The 18,364-nt window shown below is 73.9% G+C and carries 8 protein-coding genes; 1 reads left to right on the top strand and 7 read right to left on the bottom strand.

Features of this window, described 5'->3' with window-relative positions:
- Nucleotides 1-133 precede the first annotated feature (133 nt).
- The 7 genes from DMA15_RS25560 to DMA15_RS25530 all read right to left on the bottom strand — a co-directional run bounded on the left by DMA15_RS25560 (nucleotide 134) and on the right by DMA15_RS25530 (nucleotide 17,364).
- Nucleotides 134-4,690 carry a non-ribosomal peptide synthetase gene (locus DMA15_RS25560; RefSeq protein WP_125515101.1) on the bottom strand — a complete coding sequence of 1,519 codons (4,557 nt, stop codon included), beginning with the start codon at nucleotides 4,688-4,690 and terminating at the stop codon, nucleotides 134-136.
- Nucleotides 4,687-9,444, bottom strand: a complete 4,758-nt coding sequence (locus DMA15_RS25555; protein ID WP_125515100.1) for a non-ribosomal peptide synthetase — start codon at nucleotides 9,442-9,444, stop codon at nucleotides 4,687-4,689. The genes DMA15_RS25560 and DMA15_RS25555 overlap by 4 nt, the downstream gene beginning before the upstream one ends.
- An 80-nt stretch (nucleotides 9,445-9,524) precedes the next feature.
- Entirely contained in the window at nucleotides 9,525-10,634 is a 1,110-nt protein-coding gene (locus tag DMA15_RS25550) for a MupA/Atu3671 family FMN-dependent luciferase-like monooxygenase (RefSeq protein ID WP_125515099.1), read from the bottom strand.
- On the bottom strand, nucleotides 10,619-14,242 hold the full coding sequence (locus DMA15_RS25545; RefSeq protein ID WP_164551825.1) for a non-ribosomal peptide synthetase: 3,624 nt from the start codon (nucleotides 14,240-14,242) through the stop codon (nucleotides 10,619-10,621). The genes DMA15_RS25550 and DMA15_RS25545 overlap by 16 nt, the downstream gene beginning before the upstream one ends.
- On the bottom strand, nucleotides 14,235-15,605 hold the full coding sequence (locus DMA15_RS25540; RefSeq protein WP_125515097.1) for an MFS transporter: 1,371 nt from the start codon (nucleotides 15,603-15,605) through the stop codon (nucleotides 14,235-14,237). The genes DMA15_RS25545 and DMA15_RS25540 overlap by 8 nt, the downstream gene beginning before the upstream one ends.
- A 91-nt stretch (nucleotides 15,606-15,696) precedes the next feature.
- Nucleotides 15,697-15,903: an MbtH family protein gene (locus DMA15_RS25535; protein WP_125515096.1), complete on the bottom strand. Its 207-nt coding sequence runs from the start codon at nucleotides 15,901-15,903 to the stop codon at nucleotides 15,697-15,699.
- Nucleotides 15,904-16,173: 270 nt separating this feature from the next.
- Nucleotides 16,174-17,364: a Ku protein gene (locus DMA15_RS25530; RefSeq protein WP_125515095.1), complete on the bottom strand. Its 1,191-nt coding sequence runs from the start codon at nucleotides 17,362-17,364 to the stop codon at nucleotides 16,174-16,176.
- A 102-nt stretch (nucleotides 17,365-17,466) separates the two neighbouring features.
- Here DMA15_RS25530 and ligD point away from each other — a divergent pair, with 102 nt between their 5' ends.
- Entirely contained in the window at nucleotides 17,467-18,363 is an 897-nt protein-coding gene (gene ligD / locus DMA15_RS25525; RefSeq protein ID WP_125515094.1) for a non-homologous end-joining DNA ligase, read from the top strand.
- Nucleotide 18,364 lies beyond the last annotated feature (1 nt).

Here is an 18,364-nt window from a genome sequence, read left to right as displayed (position 1 = left end):
GCGCTCGGGGTGCTCAGGGGTGCCTGCTCCGTCTCCGTCGGGTTCGCTGGGATCCCCAGGGGCGCCTGCTCCGTCGGGTTCGCTGGGGTCCCCAGGGGTGCCTGGTTCGCCGGGTGGGGTGCGTCCACTGGGTTCACTCTCCCTGGGAGGGGGCGGCCTGGGGGCCGGCAAGGACGTTTTCGAGCGCCGCGGCGATCCGCGCGGCCGGTTCCGCGTCGAGGACGTCCGCGTGGGCGCAGGCCAGTTCGTGCACGTCGACCGCGGTGGCGGCGCGACGCCAGGCCGCGGCCTTCTTCTCCGTGGGGATGGCCTCGGGGTCGCGCGTGGCGGCGAAGAGGGTGACGGTGCCGTCGTAGGGGGACGGGACCCAGCTCCTGCCGAGGGTGATGTGATGGGCGATGGCGTCGGTGAGGGCCGCGAGACGGTGTGCGCCGATGCCGTGCAGTACGGCGCCCTCTTCGCGGAGGATGCGCCGGGCCTCCGTCTCCACGACGGCCGCGTCGAGGGGGGTACGAGCCGTCTCCGGCGGCTTCGGCATGGCGTCCACCACGGCGAGCAGGGCGACCTCCTCGCCGGCCGCGCGCAGCCGCACCGCCATCTCGTGGGCGACGGGGCCGCCGAAGGACCTGCCGAGCAGGAGGTAGGGGCCGTGGGGTCGGACGGCACGGATGAGGTCGAGGTAGGCGTCGGCCAACGCGCCCATGGTCGGCGGTAGTTGGTGGCCGGGACCCGACAGTGCGGGCGTCTGTAGCGCGTACAGCGGGCGGTCCGGGGCGAGGTGGGGCAGCAGGGCGGCGTAGGCCCAGCTGACACCGAGACCGGGGTGCACGCAGAACAGCGGGGTGCGGTCGCCGTCGGCCCGGAGGGTGAGGAGCGGGGCCAGGCTGTCGACGGAGGTGCCGGTGCCGTCGGTGTCGACGCCGGTGCCAGTGCCTGTGCCGGTGGCGGTGGGGTCGGGGCCGTCGAGGCGGGCCAGGAGGCGGGCGGGCGTCGGCGCGGCGAAGAGGGTGGCTACGGGGATCGGTACACCCCAGGCGGCCTCGATTCGCCCCGCGAGGCGGAGCGCGCTCAGCGAGTGGCCGCCGGACGCGAAGAAGTCCGTGTCGGGCCCGGCCTCCGCGCCGCCGAGCGCCTCACCGAAGAGGGCGCACAGCTCCTTCTCCCGCGCGGTACGCGGCACCCGCGAGGCGACCGGCCCGGTCGGCACCGGGGGTTCGGGCAGCGCGGCGCGGTCGGTCTTGCCGTGCGGGGTGAGGGGGACGGCGTCGATGAGGGCCCAGGCGGTGGGGAGAAGGTGCGGGGGCAGCAGCCGGGCAGCGGCCGCGCGGATCCGGGGCAGGGGGTCGGGGGCGTTCTCCGGTGCGGGGGTGTGGGGCGGGGAGGCAGGGGTGCTCTCCGGCTCGGGGACGTGGTGCGGGGAAGTGGGGGTGCTCCCCGATGCGGGGGCGTGGGACGGGGAGGCGGGGATGCTCCCCGACGCGGGGACGTGGTGCGGGGAAGTGGGGGTGCTCCCCGATGCGGGGGCGTGGGACGGGGAGGCGGGGATGCCCTCCGACGCGGGAACCTGGCGCGGGAAAGCGGGGATGCCCTCCGGCTCGGGAACGTGGTGCGGGGAAGCGGGGGTGCTCTCCGACACGGGAACCTGGCGCGGGGAAGCGGGGATGCCCTCCGGCTCGGGAACGTGGTGCGGGGAAGCGGGGGTGCTCTCCGACACGGGAACCTGGCGCGGGGAAGCGGGGATACTCCCCGACGCGGGGACGTGGCGCGGGGAAGCGGGGACGCGGTGCGCTCCCGGCGCCTGGACAGAGGGGCTGGGCCCGTCGACCTCCGCCACCAGCCACGCCACCAGACGCTTCCCCCCTCCCGGCGCCGGTCTCGCCCCGACTATCGCTCGGGTTACACCGGGGCAGGACGTCAGGGCCGCCTCCACCTCCGCCGGTTCCACGCGGAAGCCGCGGATCTTGAGTTGGTCGTCGGCTCGGCCCGCGAAAGCGAGGAGGCCGTCGGGGGTTCTGCGGGCCAGGTCCCCGGTGCGGTACATGCGGGTGCCGGGCGGGCCGTACGGGTCGGGGACGAAGCGTTCCGCCGTGGCCGCGGGGCGACCCAAGTAGGCCTGCGCCAGGCCCAATCCGGCGATGTAGACCTCCCCCACGCAGCCGTCCGGCGCGGGGCGCAGGCGGTCGTCCAGTACGTATACGCGCCTACCGTCCAGGGGGCGGCCGATCGGCACCGGGCCTCCCGGAACACTCCCCGTAACGCTCCCCAAAACACCCTCCGGGACGCGGTGAGCCGTCGCGAACACCGTCGTCTCCGTGGGGCCGTAGCCGTTCACCACGGCCGTACCGGGGCAGTACCGCCTGACCCGCCGCACCGCTGCGGGGTCCACGACATCGCCGCCCGTCCACACCTCGCGCAGCCCTCGCAGCGATGCGGGCGCCAACTCCGCGACCGTACGGAAGAGTTCCGCCGTGAGCCACAGCGCGGTGACGCGCCGCTCGGGCAGCACGCGCGCCAGCAGGGCGGGGGTGACGGGCTCGTCGGGGCAGATCACCACCGTGCCGCCGTTGAGGAGCGGGACCCAGACCTCGTAGGTGGCCGCGTCGAAGGTGTGCGGGCTGTGCAGGAGCACGCGGTGGTGCGCGGACGGGGCCGATGTGTCGTCGTTTCCGTTCCCGGCGCGGAAACGCGCGTCGGCCGCCAGTTCCGCGATCGCCCGCTGGGGGATCACCACCGCCTTCGGCTCACCGCTCGACCCCGATGTGTACATCACGCACGCCGCGGACTCGGGGTGCGGGGAGGCGGCTGCCTCCTGCCGCTCCACGGGCCCCTGACCCCGCTCCCCGGGCCCCGCCTGCTCCAAGGAGGCCTGCGCTTCCCCGCGTACGGGCATCCGACGCACGTACGCGGGCAACTCCACCGACACCTCCTCCCCTCCCTCTGCCCCTTCTCCTTCGCTTTCCGTCAGGACCAGCCCCGCCGACGCCCCGGCCAGCAGTCGCGCCAGCCTCTCCGCCGGCTGGGCCGGGTCGAGCGGCAGCCAGCACGCGCCCGCCTTGAGCACCGCAAGCTGCGCCACCACCAGGGACGGCGAACGGCTCAGGAGCAGGGCCACCGTGGCACCCGCCGTCACGCCCGCAGCGGTGAGCCGGTGGGCCAGAACGTCGGATTCCGCCGCCAGCCGGGCGTACGTGAGGACGTCGTCGCCGCTCTCCACGGCGGGCGCGTCCGGCGTACGGGCCGCCTGCGCGGCGAACCGCCCCGTCACCGTGGCGGGACCGGCCGCCGGAACCGCCTCGGCGCCCGTGGAGCGTGTGAGCAGCCGCCGGTGCTCCTCCTTGGGGAGTACGTCGATCCGGTCCACCGGCGTCGCGGGGTCGCCCGCCAGCTGTTCGAAGGCCCGCACCATGCGCGCCGCGACCCGCGCCGCCGAGACACCGCGTCGGCAGCCCACCGCGAGGAGCATCCGCTCCCCGGCGACGACGGCCAGCGTCACGGGGTAGTGCGTGGCATCCCGTACGTCCGTCACACGCACGGCCTCCGGGCCGTCGCCCTGCCGCTGCCCCGCCCCGCGCGGGAAGTTCTCGAACGCGAGGACCGAGTCGAACAGTTCCCCCGCGCCGGTCCCCACGTCCGCGAGGCGCACGTGGTGGTAGGGGACGAGGCGCCACTGCTCGTCCTGGATCCGGGCGAGCAGTTCGCCGATGGTCTCCCCGTCGCGCAGTCTGACCCGGACCGGCAGGGTGTTGATGAAGAGGCCCACCATCTCCCCCGCCCCGGGCAGATCGTGCGGGCGGCCGGAGACCACGCCGCCGAAGACCAGGTCGCGCCCGCCGGTCATCCGGGCGAGCACCAGGGACCAGGCGGCCTGCGTGAGGGTGTTGAGGGTGACGCCCGCCTCGGCGGCGCGGCGGGTGAGGGCGGCGGTCAGCTCCGCGGTGAGGTGCAGACGGACCGTGTCGGGCTCACCTCCGTCGCCACCTCCCTCGCCACCTCCGTCGCCATCTCCCTCGCCACCACCGGCCTCGCCGACGCCCTCGCCGATGCCCTCGACCGCGTCCTCCGCGTGAACGAGCGGGGCCTGCCGTTCCAGGCCCGCCAGCGCCTCGCGCCACGCCTGCTCCGCGAGGCCTCGGTCCTGGCGGCTGAGCCACTGCGCGTACTGCCGGTAGGGGACGGCGGGCGGCAGGGGCCTGCCGGTGGTCAGCGCCGCGAGGTCGCGCTCCAGGATCGGGATCGACCAGCCGTCGAGCAGGATGTGGTGGAAGGAGAGGACGAGTTCGGCGCCGGTGTCGTGCCGGATGAACAGGGCGCGGACCGCGGGCGGACGCGCCAGGTCGAAGCGGCGGGTGCGGTCCTCTGCCAGCAACTCCTCGGTGGCGGCCGCCACTTCGGGCGCCGCGCGACCGGCCAGGTCGGCCTCGGCCCACGGAACGGCGACCGCGTGCGGGATCACCTGCACGGGGCGGTCGAGCCCTTCGTGCCGGAAGCAGGCGCGGAGGTTGGGGTGCCGCTCCATGAGGGCGCCGAGCGCGGCCCGTACGCCGTCCGCGTCCGCGGCGATCGCGGGCCCGAGGTGGAAACGGGCCTGCACGAGGTACGGGTCGGGCCCCCCCGCGTCCCGCACGGCGTGGAAGAGCAGGCCTTCCTGCACGGGGGTCAGCGGCAGCACATCCGCGATACGGCCGCTCATCGACCGCCCTCCGCTTCCGTCGCGGGGTCGCCGATGTCCGCCAAGCCGCCTTCCAGCATCGCCAGTTGGTCCATGGAGAGGCCCACCAGGGGGAAGTCGGACGGGGTCGCGCCCACCGGACCGCCTTCCGCCGTCTCCCGCGCCAGTACGGCGATGCCCTCACGCCAGAGCCGGGCGAGTTCCCGGACCTCCACCTCCGCGAGGACCCCTTCGGCGTACGAGAAAGTCGCTTCCAGACGCAGGCCGTCCGCGCCCTCCTTGGCGTAGGCGTCGATCTCGACCGCGTGGCCGAGCGGAACGGCGTCGGGGGCGGCGTCGAGCAGTTCGCCGCCCGCCGCGTCCTCGGCGGTGAAGCGGCCGAGGTAGTTGAACCGCACGTCGGGGACGGCGAGTTCGGCGAGGAGCGGGGACGTATCCGGGTTGAGGTGGCGCAGGAGGCCCCAGCCGATGCCGCCGTTCGGGACGGACCTCAGCTGTTCCTTCACCGCCTTGAGCGCCTCGACCGCCGCGCCTTCTCCCTCTTGCCGGTCGCTCCCCGCTTCGAGCAGCACCGGGTACTGCGTCGTGAACCAGCCCACCGTGCGGGACACGTCCACCGGCACCGACAGCGTCTCCCTGCCGTGCCCTTCGAGGTGTACGAGCAGACCGGTGCCCGAGCCCCGGTGGCGTACGGCTGCCGAGGTGAGCGCGGTGAGCAGTACGGCGTCGGGGCCGCAGTTGAACGCGGCGGGCAGTGTGGTGAGCGCGGCCTCGGTGAGGTCGGCGGACAGCTCGACGGTGAGGGTCGCGCGGCGCTTCCCGGAGCCGCGCCCCGCGGCGAGCCGGGCTTCGGCGCCGGACGCCACACTCCGCTGCCACCAGTCGAGTTCGGCGGCGACCAGCCCTGGGCTCACCGCTTCCTCGGCGAGCAGCCCGGCCCACCGGGTGAAGGAGGTGCCCGGGGCCGATGGGGCTGCCGGGGCCGCGCCCACGTCCCCCGAGAGCGCGGCGGCCAGCTCCGGGCCGATGATCCGCCACGAGACGCCGTCGACCGCCAGATGGTGCAAGGTCAGGAGCAGCACGCCCCGCCGCCCCGGCCCGGCGTCGAGCCACACGGCCCGCAGCATCTCGCCGTCCTCCGGGGCGAGGCGGATCCCGGCCGCCAGGTCGGCGGCCTTGGCGCGCGCCGCGGCCTCATCGGGGACCTCGACGCGTTCGAGCGCGGCGGCCCCCGGCAGGGCCTGCTCGGAGACCTCGATCTCCGAGGTCTCCGCCAGCAGCCGCATCCGCAGTGCCGCGTGCCGCTCGGTGAGCGTGCGCACCGCTCCCTCGATCCGCTCGCGGTCCGTGCCCGGTGGCACGGGAAACGCCATGGACTGCGTGAACGCCCAGGTGTCGCCGCCCTGTTCGAGCCACCAGCGCATCACGGGAGTCAGCGGGAAGCGGCCGACGCCGCTGTCCGTGCCGCCCGGAGCGCCCGGGGCCGAGCCGGCCGACGCCTGCGTGTGGATCGCCAGTTGAGCGGGCGTACGCAGGGTGAAGACGTCACGCGGGGCGAGGACGAATCCGGCCGCCGAGGCCTGTCCGGCGAGCTGGATGGCCATGATGCTGTCGCCGCCGAGCCGGAAGAAGTCGTCGTCGGCGCCGATCTCCTCGGTGCCGAGGATCCGCGCGAAGAGGTCGCACAGCTCCTTCTCGCGGGCGGAGGCGGGCGCGCGTGTCGAGATGGCGGCCCGGGGCGCGGGCAGGGCGGCCCGGTCGAGCTTTCCGCTGCGGGTCAGGGGCAGTTCGGGCAGCGTCACGATGTCCGACGGCACCATGTGGGCGGGCAGCAGGGTGGCGGCGTACGCGAGGAGTTCGTTCGGGTCGAGGGAGTGGTCCAGAGAGGGGTGGTCCAGGGAGGGGTGGTGGGGGGCGGGCACCACATAGCCGATCAGCTGCGGTCGGCCGTCGGTGTCCTCGCGTACGACCGCGACCGCCCGGTCGACCGCCGGGTGCCCGGCGAGTGCCGCGGCGACCTCGCCCGGCTCGACGCGCAGGCCGCGCAGCTTGACCTGCTCGTCCGTGCGGCCCAGGTAGTGCAGGGTGCCGTCGTCGTCGCGGTACGCCAGGTCGCCGGTGCGGTACATGCGGGATCCGGGGGTGCCGTAGGGGTCGGCGACGAAGCGTTCGGCGGTAGCGGCGGGCCGGTTCAGATAGCCGCGCGCCAAGCCCGCCGAGGACAGGTACAGCTCGCCCGCGACGCCGGTGGGCACGGGGCGCAGCCGGGCGTCGAGGACGTAGGCGGCGGTGCCCGCGACCGGCGTACCGATGGGCGGGGTGGTGCCGTCGCCGCTCAGCGGGGCGGACAGGGTGGCGGCGACGGTGGCCTCGGTCGGCCCGTACGCGTTGTGGAAGCGGCGTCCGACGACGGCCCAGCGGGCCACGAGCGCGGGCGGGCACGCCTCGGCGCCGACGGCGAGCGCGCGCAGCGCCGGGTAGGGGCCCTCGGGCACGGTCGCGAGGACGGACGGCGGCACCATCGCGCAGGTGATCCGCCGCTCGGTGAGGACCCTGCCGAGGCCGTCCCCGGCGAGGGGGCCCGGCGGCGGTACGACCAGGGTGCCGCCGGGACCGAAGGCCATGCACATCTCGGCGACGGAGATGTCGAACGCCGGTGAACCGAGCTGGAGGACCCGGGCGCCGGCGTCCAGCGCGAAACGGCCGACGAGGCTGCGGGTGAGGGCGGCGACCCCGGCGTGTGTGACGACGACGCCCTTGGGGGTGCCGGTGGAGCCGGAGGTGTGGATGACGTAGGCGGCGTGCGCGGGGGCGGGGGCCGGGAGCGTGGCTGCCAGGGGCTCTCCCGCATACGCGCCCTCGCTGCTGCTGTCGTTGTTGCCGTCGGCGTCGCCGTCGTCCAGGACGATCCTCGGCACGTCCATGGGCGGCAGCACACCCGCCGCGGCGGTACGCGCGTCGGTGACCAGGAGTACGGGCGCCGCGTCGTCGAGGGTGCGGCGGACCCGGTCCGCCGGATAGTCCGGGTCGACCGGGAGATAGGCCGCCCCGGCCCGCTGCACCGCGAGCGCCACCACCGGGAGGTCCGCGCCGCGCCCGAGGGCGAGCGCGACGGTCCGGTCCGGGCCCGCGCCGTGACGGGCGAACAGCGCCGCCAACCGGTCGACCCGCTCGGCGAGTTCGGCGTACGTGAGCCGCAGACCGTCCGCTTCGAGGGCGGGCGCGTCGGGCGTGCGGGCGGCGTGCCGGGCCACCGTCTCCGGCAGGGACTCGGGCTCCGGCGCGGCCGGGCCGCGCGACAGGGCGAGCAGGCGGTCGCGCTCGGCCTCGGGGAGCACGTCCAGATCCCGCAGGGGCGCGGCCGGGTCGGCGGTGACCCGCGTCAGGAGGGTGAGGTAGCTGTCGGCCCAGCGGGTGACGGCCTCGGGCGAGAACAGGTCCGTACGGATCTCGAAGCTGCCGTCCATGCCGTCGCCGTTGTCCCGCACGACCCCCACGAGGTCGTGTTCGCCTCCGGTGTGGATGCGCTCGGGCTCGGCGAACTCCCGTACGGCCGACACGCTCGGCTGCTCGGTCAGGTGCATGAACACCCACTGGAACAGCGGGGAGCGGCCCGCGCTGCGCTCGGGGGCGACGGCGGAGACGATGCGGCCGACCGGCAGGTCGGCGCCCGCCATCAGCGCGGGGAAGTCCGCGCCGAAGCGGGCGAGCACGTCGGCGAAGGAGTCCTCCTCGGTGATGCGCCAGCGAGTCGGCACGGCGTTCATCACATACCCGATGACCTGCTCGAGGCCCTTGGCCGAGCGGTTGGCGACCGGCGTGCCGAGCACCAGGTCGTCGGCGCCGGACACGCGGTGCGCGAGGACCGCGAAGGCCGTCATGAGGACGACGTAGACGGAGGCGCCGCGTTCGCGGGCCAGCGCGCGCACGGCCCGCGTGGTGGGCGCGTCCACGCGGAAGCGGATCTGGACGATGCCGTCCTCGTCGTCGGAGTCTCCCGTGCCCGCGCCCGGGTTTCCATGGCCCGGCACGGACAGCGGACCCGGCACGGACAGCGGACCCGGCGGGTCCGCCAGATAGCGGCGCCAGAAGTCCAGGCGCGCGTCGAAGACCCCGGCCGCCTCCAACTCGCCCTGCCAGGAGGCGAAGTCTGCGTACTGGATGGCGGGCCGGGTCAGCTTCGGCTCGACGCCCTCGCGCACCGCGCGGTACGCCTCGGCGAACTCCGTCTGCAGGACGTCGAAGGACCACCAGTCGGTGATGATGTGGTGCAGGCTGAGCATCAGCGTCGTACGTGTCTCGTCCACGCGTACGAAGCGGCCGCGGATGAGGCGGTCCGCGGTGAGGTCGAACGGGCGGCGACGGAAGGCGCGGAAGGCCTGCTCGATGGTGGTGTCCGTGCCTCGCAGGTCCTCGTGCTCCAGTACGAAGGGGCCCTCGTCCGGGAAGTCGACGCGCGGCTCGTCCGCCGTGCCGGAGATCCGGGTGCGCAGGATGTCGTGGTGGGCCTGGACCAGGGTGAGCGCGGCCGCCAGGTGGGCCGGGTCCACGGGCTCGTCGAAGTGGTAGGCGCAGCAGAGGTTGAGGGCCGGGGTGCCGGGATACAGCGACTCGTACACCCACAGGTCCCGCTGGGCGGGGCTGAGCGGCACGGCTCCCCCGGCGTCGCGGGGCGGCACGACCGCGGGGACCTCCCGGGCGCGGCCCGCGTCGACGAGGCGGCGCATCAGCCGGATCCGCTGCTCACCGCTGAGCGCGCTGAACCGGTCGGCCATCGAAGGCTGCTTCGCGGCCGTAGACGGCTGGTTCGGGGCCGGGAAAGCCTGCTTCGGAGCCGTGGAAGGCTGGTTCGGGGTCACAGTGCGGCCTCTCTCAGCTCGGCGAGGCGGTGCAGCCCCGCGAGTACCTCGTCGCGTCCGATGCCGAAGTCGATGAAGCAGGCCACCTCGTCGCAGCCCAGGTCGCGCAGGTCGGCGAGCATCTTGGCGCAGGTGCCGGGCGAGCCGAGGAGGCTGCCCCAGGTCAGATAGCGCCGGAAGGCGAACTCGGCGAGCATGGCGGTCTGTTCGCCGGTCAGCTCCGCGCTCTCCCGCGCGTCCGCCGCGCGGTTGGCGGCGGTCTGGCGCAGATACGAGGCGAGGTACGCCTTGAGCGGCGCGGCGGCCAGGCGCCGGACCTCGGCGTCGTCCGCGCCGACGTAGGTGTGCGCCATCAGCGTGACGCGGCCGTGCGCGTCGGTGCCGGCCTGGTCGGGGGCGGCGGCGCAGGCCGCGCGGTAGCGGGCGATCTTCTCGGCGAGTTCGTCCCTGCTCTGCCCGACGGTCGCGCCGAGCACCCCGGCGCGCAGCCGTCCGGCGGCCTCCCAGGTCGCGGGGTTGCCGGAGGTGGTGATCCACAGCGGCAACTCGCCCTGCACGGGCCTGGGTTGCGGGACGACGGAGACGGGCTGCCCGGTGCCGTCGGGGTAGGTGCCCGCCTCGCCCGCCCAGAGCCTGCGCAGCTCAGGAATGGCCTGGAGGGTCCGCTCCCTGCGGTCCTCGTAGTGGTCGGGAGCGAGGGTGAAGTCGGTGGAGTGCCAGCCGGTGGCGACGGAGAGCCCCACCCGGCCGTGCGAGAGGTTGTCGACGACCGCCCAGTCCTCGGCGACCTTCAGCGGGTGGTGCAGGGGCAGGACGACGCTGCCCGCGCGGATCCCGATGCGCTCGGTGGCGACGGCGAGCGCCGCGCTGAGCACGGGCGGGCTCGGGAAGACCTGGCCCACCTGCTGGAAGTGGCGCTCGGGGGTCCAGATGGCGTGGAAACCGAGGCGGTCGGCGGTACGGGCGACGGTGAGGATGTCGTCGTACGTCCGGGAGTGCGGGGCCGCCTGGGCGTGCGGCGCACCTTCGGCTCCCTCGGCCGCACCGCTGCCGGTACCGCGGCCCGCACCGCTGTCCGCGCCGAAGAACATCACGCTGAGGTCCACGGCCTCTCCTCCTGTTCCTTGCTGAGGTGGCTCTGCTGATCCTGCTGGCGGGGCACGCGCGGCCGCCGGGTGATGGGAGCCGCCGGAGCGGGGCCGGGGGCCACGGGGGCCCGCGCCAGTTCGGCGGCGAGGGCGGCGACGGTGGGGGCGGCGAAGAGCTGTGCGGCGGTCACCGTCCGGGTGCCGGTGGTGAGGCGGGCCGCGACCCGTACCGCGCGCAGCGAGTTGCCGCCGAGGGTGAAGAAGTCGTCGTCCCGGCCGAGCTCCGGCACGCCGAGGACGTCGCTCCAGACGGCGGCGATGTCCCGCTCCAGCGGGGAGACGGGGCCCGCCGCGGCGGTCACGGCCGGGGCCGTGAGCCTGTCGCCGTCGTCGGCCGGGCGCGGGGGCCCGGTGGGGACGAGCGCGGAGAGCCGCGTGTCCGGTGCGGCGGCCGCCGTCTCCAGGGCCTGCGGGAGCGCGTCCGCGAGCCATGCCACGAAGGGCTCCTCCAGGGAGTCGGCGCGGTACTCGAAGGTCAGGGTCAGGCCTTCCGGGGTGCCCCCGGGGCCGGTCGTCTCGGTGACGTCGACGAGCAGTTCGAAGCGGGCCTCGCCGGTGCGGACCACCTCGACGCCCGCGTCGGCACCGGGCAGGTCCACCTCGGCGCGCGCGTTGTTCTGGAGGGCGAGGACGACGTCGGTGAACGGCTGTCTTCCTCGTGTCCTGGGTGGTTTCAGCTCGCCCACCACCTGCTCGAACGGCACGTCCTGGTGGGCGAAGGCGGCCAGGTCGGCCTCCCGGACGCGGGCGAGGAGCTGCCGCGCGGTCGGGTCGCCGGACACGTCGGTGCGCAGCACGAGCATGTTCACGAAGAACCCGACGGCGTCCTCGACGCTGCCGTCCCCCGCGCGCCCCGCCACGGGCGCGCCGATCGCGAGGTCATCGCCCGCTCCGGCCCGCGCGAGGACCGCGGCGAGCGCGGTGTGCAGAGCCATGAAGAGGGTGGCGCCCTGGGCGCGGGCGGCGTCGACGAGACGGGCGTGGGCGGCCGCGTCGAGGCGCCGCACGACGGTTCCGGCGGCGGGCCCTGGCACGGCGGGCCGGTCCGGGCGCCGGGGAAGCAGGGGTCCGTCGGGGTGCACACCCGCGAGTGCCCGCTTCCAGTGGGCGAGTTGGCGGGCGGCGAGGGAGTCGGGGTCCTCGGGCGTCCCGAGCCGGTCGGCCTGGCGGCGGGCGTGCTCGGCGTAGGTGACGGGGAGGGGCGGCAGCGTACCGGCGCGCTCTCCCTCCACTCTGGCGGCGTACGCGCGTGACAGGTCCCGGAAGAGTGGCGCGAGGGACCAGCCGTCACCGGCGATGTGGTGGACCAGGACGAGCAGCGTGTGCGCGCCGGGGTGCTCCCGGGCGCTGAACAGTGCGCCTCTCACAGGGAGTTCGCCGCGCAGGTCGAAAGGCTGGCGGGCCGCGGCCTGGACGGCGGAGGCCAATCCCGCTGCGGAAACCGTGAGATGGCGGAACGGCGGCCTGGCTTCGGCGCCGCTCAGCACGCGTCGCACCGGTGCCCCGTCGACCTCGTCGAAGACGGTCCGGAGCACTTCGTGCCGGATGACGACATCCCCGAGGGCGTCCGCCAGCGCGTCCGCGTCCACGTCGCCGCGCAGCCGCACCACCATGGGCAGGTTGTACGCGGCTCCGGCGCCGAGCCGGTCGAGGAACCAGAGCCGGTGCTGGGCGGGAGAGACGGGCAGGGACGCGGAGCCGAGGGGCGCCGCGAAGGGCGGATCGGGGGGCTTGACGGCCCCCGGCTTCTCGGCACCGTCCACATACGGCGCGAGCCGCGCCGGGGTCGGCGCCTCGAAGAGCGTCCGCAGTTCCAGTTCGGCGCCGAGCGCCGCATGCACGCGACCGAGCACCCGCGCGGCCAGCAGGGAGTGGCCGCCCAGCCCGAAGAAGTCGTCGTCGGGGCCGACCGAGGCGGTGCCGAGGACGTCACCGAAGAGGGCGCACAGCGCGCGGACGGTCTCGCTCCGCGGGTCGGCGCCGCCGGTGTCGCGGGACGCCGGGCCCTCCCCTGGGACCTCTGGTAGGGCCGCGCGGTCCAGTTTGCCGGTGGGGGTCAGCGGCAGCTCGGGAACCAGGATGTACGCCACCGGCACCATGAAGTCGGCGAGTTCGCGCTCCGCGTGTGCGCGCAGCTCCGGTTCCGTCGGCGCCTGTGCGCCTCCCGCGCCAGGGACGACGTACGCGACCAGCTGCCGTTCCCCGTCCGCCGCGGCGCGCGTCGTCACCACCGCGGCGCGGTCCACCCCGGGGTGGCGGGCCAGCGCGGACTCGACCTCGCCGGGCTCCACGCGGAAGCCGCGGATCTTCACCTGGCTGTCGGCCCGGCCCAGGTACCCGAAGGTGCCGTCGGGCCCGCGCCGCGCCAAGTCGCCGGTGCGGTACATCCGTTCGCCCGCGGCCCCCAGGCCGGGCGGCATGGCGACGAACCGCTCCGCCGTCGGCGACGGGTCGCAGTAGCCGCGCGCGACCCCCGCCCCCGCCGCGTACAGCTCACCGGTGACGCCGTCCGGGACCGGCCGCAGCCGCTCGTCGAGTACGTACAGCCGCTTGCCGGTCAGCGGGCGCCCGATCGGCACCGGACGGCCCTCGCGCACGTCCTCCGGGGTGATGCGGTGGACGGTGAGGAAGACCATGCACTCGACGGGGCCGTAGCCGTTGCTGAGCCGCAGCCCCGGCCGGCTCTCCAGGGCGCGGGCCACGTGCGGGGGCGACAACGCCTCGCCGCCGACGATCAGTTCGCGCAGTCCGTCGATCGCGCGCGGGTACTCGTCAACGATCACGTTGAACAGCGACGCGGACAGATACATGGACGTCACCCCGTGCGCGGCGACGAGCCGCGCGATCACGACCGGGTCCGGCCGCCGCCCCGGGTGGAGCACGCACGTCCCGCCGCCGAGCAGCGGCCCCCACAGCTCCATCGCGAACGCGTCCCACGACACGGGAGCGCACTGCAACCAGACCGCGCCCGGCCCGAAGGAGGCGAAGTCCTGGCCGGTCAGCGTGGCGGTGACCGCGCGGTGCGGGGCGACGATGCCCTTCGGGCGCCCGGTCGACCCGGAGGTGAACATCACGCACGCCACGTCGTCGGGTGCCACCGGCACGGACCCGCGCGCCAACGGCCGTGCGTGCCGGGCGTCCTCGACGTGCAGGAGAGGCACGTCCATGGGGACCGAAGGCACTACCGGCGCCCCACCCGGAGCCGTCGCCCCGCCCGGAGCCACCGCACCGCCTCGCGCCGCCGCGACCCCGCTCCTGGCCGCGAGCACCGCCGCGATCCGCGCGTCCCGCGCCATGCCGCGCAGCCGCCCCGCGGGAAAGCCGGGGTCGAGCATCACATAGCCCGCGCCCGCCTTCAGCGTGCCGAGGACCGCGACGGCCAGCTCCGCGGAGCGCTCCAGGTGGACCCCGACGGTGTCGCCGCGCCCCACTCCGCGCGCCGCGAGGAGGCCCGCCAACCGGTCGGCGCGGGCGTCCAGTTCGGCGTAGGTCAGCCGTTCGTCCTCGTACACGAGGGCTGTCGCGTCGGGCGTCCGCGCCGCCTGCTCCTCGAAGAGCTCATGCACGCACCGCGCCATCCTTCTCACCGCCCTTGTCGTCGCTCCCGGCGCCGCCGCCGTCGCCCGCGCCCTGGTCCCGCGCGCTCTCGGGCTCGTCGTCGATGTCGGGCAGCAGTACGTCGATGTCCCTGATGGAGCGGCTCGCCAGCCCCCACAGGGCGACCGCGAGGCCAGCGGCACCGGCGAGGAAGAGCATCCCCGCCATGCCGCTGCCGGGGGCGTCGCCGAACAGGGGGCCGAGGAGGGCGAAGACGCCGTCCCCGTCGGCGGCCTGCGGCTCGAAGAGGTTGTCGGCGAGCGGACCCGAGACCGCCGTGGCCAGCGGCACGGAGATCTGCGAGAGGAACATGACCGCGCCGAAGACCCGGCCCTGCCACTCGTGGGGCACCTTGGTCTGCACGATCGCCTGCATGGAGGCGTTGACGAGCGTCATGAGCAGCGCGCCGACCAGGATGGCCGCGCACCAGCCGACGACCCCGCCGACCAGTGACATCCCGATCTGCGCCGACAGGCACATGCCGACGATGCCGAGCATCATGCCCCGACCGCGGTTCCGCGGCCCGCCCCAGGCCGCCATCAGCAGGCCGCCGACGACTCCGCCGACGCCGATCGCGCTGTTCACGGCGGCGAGCGCGCCGTTGCCGTCCTTGATCAGGACCATGGGCTGGATGACGGCGAAGCCGAAGACCATGACGAGGTTGACCGTGCAGAAGTTCACGGTCATATCGCGCAGGCTCGCCTGCCGGAAGAGGTAGCGCAGGCCCTCCACGGCCTCCGCGGTGATCCTGCTGCGGGGCGCGCCCGCGCCCTCGGGGACCTTGTCGCCCCGCATCCGTACGATCCGTACGCCGATGAGCGCGAAGGCGTAGCTCACCAGGTCGATGACGAGGACGGCACCGATCCCGGAGACGGCGACCATGATCCCGCCGAGTGCGGGGCCGCAGATCCCGGCGGCGCTCCTGGCTCCCGCCAACAGGCCGTTGGCGCGGCCCAGTTGGTCCTTGCGCACGAGGAGCGGTACGGCGGCGGTGAGCGCGGGCAGCTGGAAGGCGGCGCTGACGCCGAGCAGGACGGTGGCGGGGTAGACCTGCCACGGTTCGAGGCCGCCGCCGAAGAAGTGCACGAGGGCGAGCAGGCCGACGGTGAGGAATCCGCCCGCGTCGGCTATCTGAAGGGCGGAGCGTTTGCGGATGCGGTCGATTATCGCGCCCGCGAACGGGCTGAACAGTGCCTGCGGAAGCAAGGCGCAGAGGGAGAGCGCGGTGACGGCGGTCGCCTGCTCGCCGGTGGACCAGACCTCGATAATGAAAGCGAATCTGAGAACCGCGCTTCCGACCAGTGAGACGGCCTGTCCCGACCAGACGAGCATCAAGGGTCCCGCACCGCTGAAGCGGCCCGGCCCCGGTTTTCCCGCACCCCGCGGCGGCGCTTTTCCGTCCGCTCTCGCGCTGTCGGTCACGTCAGGAGCCGTATATGAGGCTCGCCGGACGCATATCCGTCCAGTTCTCCTCGACGTAGGCCAGGGAATCGGCCCGTGAACTCGCCTCTTGCGCGACCGTCCAGCCGGAGGGGATGTCGAGTGCGGCGGGCCAGAGGGTGTGCTGATTCTCGTCGTTCACGAGTACCAGATATTCCGCGCCGTCATCTTCGAACGGATTACTGGCCATATATCTTAAACCCCCCGGAAATCCTAAAGAATCCCATTGTGTCCGCAGGAATCATTGCGCGGAGGGTCCAATTCCATCAAGCCATTGTGACATGGATCACAGGTCACAAAAGGGCGAGAGGGTGTGATTTGGCCGTATTCAGTTGAAGGCTTTATGGGGCGCGCCGGCGAAGGCGTCGTTCACGGCCGTCGCCGATCGGTGGCCGAGCTTTGCAATTTGCCCATACGCGTCAACCGCGCGGGCGCACTCTGGGTAGGGGTCCGCTGAAGTTCACGCCGAAGCCCGGCGCTTCGCCGTCGTCTTCTTCGCCGACGCGGTCTTCTTCTGCGTCGTCTTCTTGGCCGCCGTCTTGCTCGCGGCCGTCTTGCCCGCCGCGGATTTACCGGCCGTCGATTTGCGGGCCGCCGCCGTGGACTTCCCCTCCGCCTTCCCCTCCGTCTTCCCTTCCGCCCTCGCCGCCGTCTTGGCGGCCGTCTTCGACGTCGTCTTCCTGGCGGGAGCTTCCTTCTTCTTCGTGGTCGACGTCGACTTCTTGCCGCCGACCTGCTTGGGGGTCGCGGGGGACGACTTGCGCGCGGGCGCCGACGCCGACTTGGCGCGGCGGGACCGGAGTTGGGTGACCTCCGCCTCCGCGCCGCCCTCGTCGCCCTGGTCGCCCTGGTCGGACTCGTCGGACTCGCCCCGGGCCGTGCGGGCCGCGCGGACGCTGTTCTCCAGGGCGGCCATCAGGTCGATGACCTTGCCGCCGCCCGCCTCGGCCGCGGGGGCCTGCTCCGCGGGAGTGCCGCCCTCGACCTTCGCGGCGATGAGTTCCTCGACCGCCGAGCGGTAGTCGTCGTGGAGCGTGGACATGTCGACGTCGCCGAGGGTGTCCATCAGGGCGTCCGCCAGGTCGAGTTCGGCGTCGCGGACCGTGACGTGGGAGTCGGGGGCCACGCCCTCGGGCTCGCGGATCTCGTCCGGCCACAGCAGGCCGTGCATGGCGATCACGTCGTCGACCACGCGCAGCATGCCGAGGCGTTCGCGGCCCCGGAGCGCGTACTTCGCGATGGCCACCTTCTGGCTCCGCTTGAGCGCCTCGCGCAGCAGGGTGTACGGCTTGGCGGCGGGGACGCCGTTCGCCGAGAGGTAGTACGCCGCGTCGATCTGGAGCGGGTCGATGCGCTCCGCCGGGACGAACGCGACGATCTCGATCGTCTTGGCGGTCGGGATGGGCAGCGCGGCCAGGTCCTGGTCGGTGATCGGGATGATCGAGCCGTCCGCGTCCTCGTAGCCCTTGCCGATCTCGGCCGAGGTCACCTCGCGCTCCTCCAGCTCGCACACCTTGCGGTAGCGGATGCGGCCGCCGTCCTCCGTGTGGATCTGGCGGAAGGAGATCGAGTGGTTCTCGGTGGCGTTCACGAGCTTGATCGGGATGCTGACCAGGCCGAAGGAGATCGCACCGTTCCATATGGATCGCACGTCCGGGACCTCTCGCTGGTGGTGGTTACCGGTGTTATTGCCTCTTCATGCCGTTTGATTGCGCTTCATGGCACTTCGGGCGATTTATGGGACTCTCATCGTATGACGCCGATCACAGAGGTGGAGGGGCGACGGGTCCCGCTCAGCAACCTGGAGAAGGTCATCTATCCCGCGAGCGGCTTCACCAAGGGAGAGGTGCTGCACTACTACGCCGCCACGGCCGGCGCCCTGCTCGCCCATCTCGTGGATCGGCCGCTGTCCTTCCTGCGCTATCCCGACGGCCCGGACGGCCAGCGCTTCTTCACCAAGAACGTGCTGCCGGGCACCCCCGAATGGGTGCGGACCGCCGAGGTGCCCCGCTCCGAGGGGCCCACGCGGCAGATCCTCGTACAGGACCTGGCGTCGCTGATGTGGGCGGCCAATCTGGTGACCGAGTTCCATACGCCGCAGTGGCGGGCCGACGCGCCGGGGCAGGCGGACCGGATGGTGCTCGACCTGGACCCCGGTCCGCCCGCCACCGTCGTGGAGTGCTGCCGGGCCGCGCTGTGGCTGCGCGAGCGGCTGACGGCGGACGGTTTCCACGTGTACGCGAAGACGTCGGGGAGCAAGGGGCTCCATCTGCTCGTCCCGCTGGAGCCGACGCCCTCCGAACGGGTCAGCGCGTACGCGAAGACGCTGGCCGTCGAGGCCGAGCAGGCGCTGCCCGAGCTGGTCGTGCACCGCATGACGCGCAGCCTGCGGCCGGGGAAGGTCTTCGTCGACTTCAGCCAGAACGCGGCGGCGAAGACCACGGCGGCACCCTACACCCTGCGGGCCCGCGCCGAACCGACCGTCTCCACGCCGGTGACCTGGGCGGAGGTCGAGGCCTGCGAGGAGCCGGGCCAGCTGGTCTTCACGGCCCCCGCGATCGCGCCCCGCCTGCGGGAACACGGTGACCTCCTGGGCCCCCTGATCAACCTGAACCGCGCCAGGCCCCTGCCGCCCCGGGCCGGCCGATGAC

Origin of the sequence: Streptomyces sp. WAC 01529, assembly GCF_003945545.1 — a bacterium.
In the GTDB taxonomy this organism is placed as follows: Bacteria; Actinomycetota; Actinomycetes; order Streptomycetales; family Streptomycetaceae; genus Streptomyces; species Streptomyces anatolicus.
The sequence above is the reverse complement of the archived record's forward strand: the minus strand, read 5'-3'. Positions and strand labels throughout refer to the sequence as shown.

What these genes read in the sequence shown, in the direction of transcription:
- DMA15_RS25560 (WP_125515101.1), bottom strand. Translation starts at nt 4,690, where the DNA reads ATGAGCGGCCGTATCGCGGATGTGCTGCCGCTGACCCCCGTGCAGGAA.
- DMA15_RS25555 (WP_125515100.1), bottom strand. Translation starts at nt 9,444, where the DNA reads ATGGCCGACCGGTTCAGCGCGCTCAGCGGTGAGCAGCGGATCCGGCTG.
- DMA15_RS25540 (WP_125515097.1), bottom strand. Translation starts at nt 15,605, where the DNA reads ATGCTCGTCTGGTCGGGACAGGCCGTCTCACTGGTCGGAAGCGCGGTT.
- DMA15_RS25535 (WP_125515096.1), bottom strand. Translation starts at nt 15,903, where the DNA reads ATGGCCAGTAATCCGTTCGAAGATGACGGCGCGGAATATCTGGTACTC.
- ligD (WP_125515094.1), top strand. Translation starts at nt 17,467, where the DNA reads ATGACGCCGATCACAGAGGTGGAGGGGCGACGGGTCCCGCTCAGCAAC.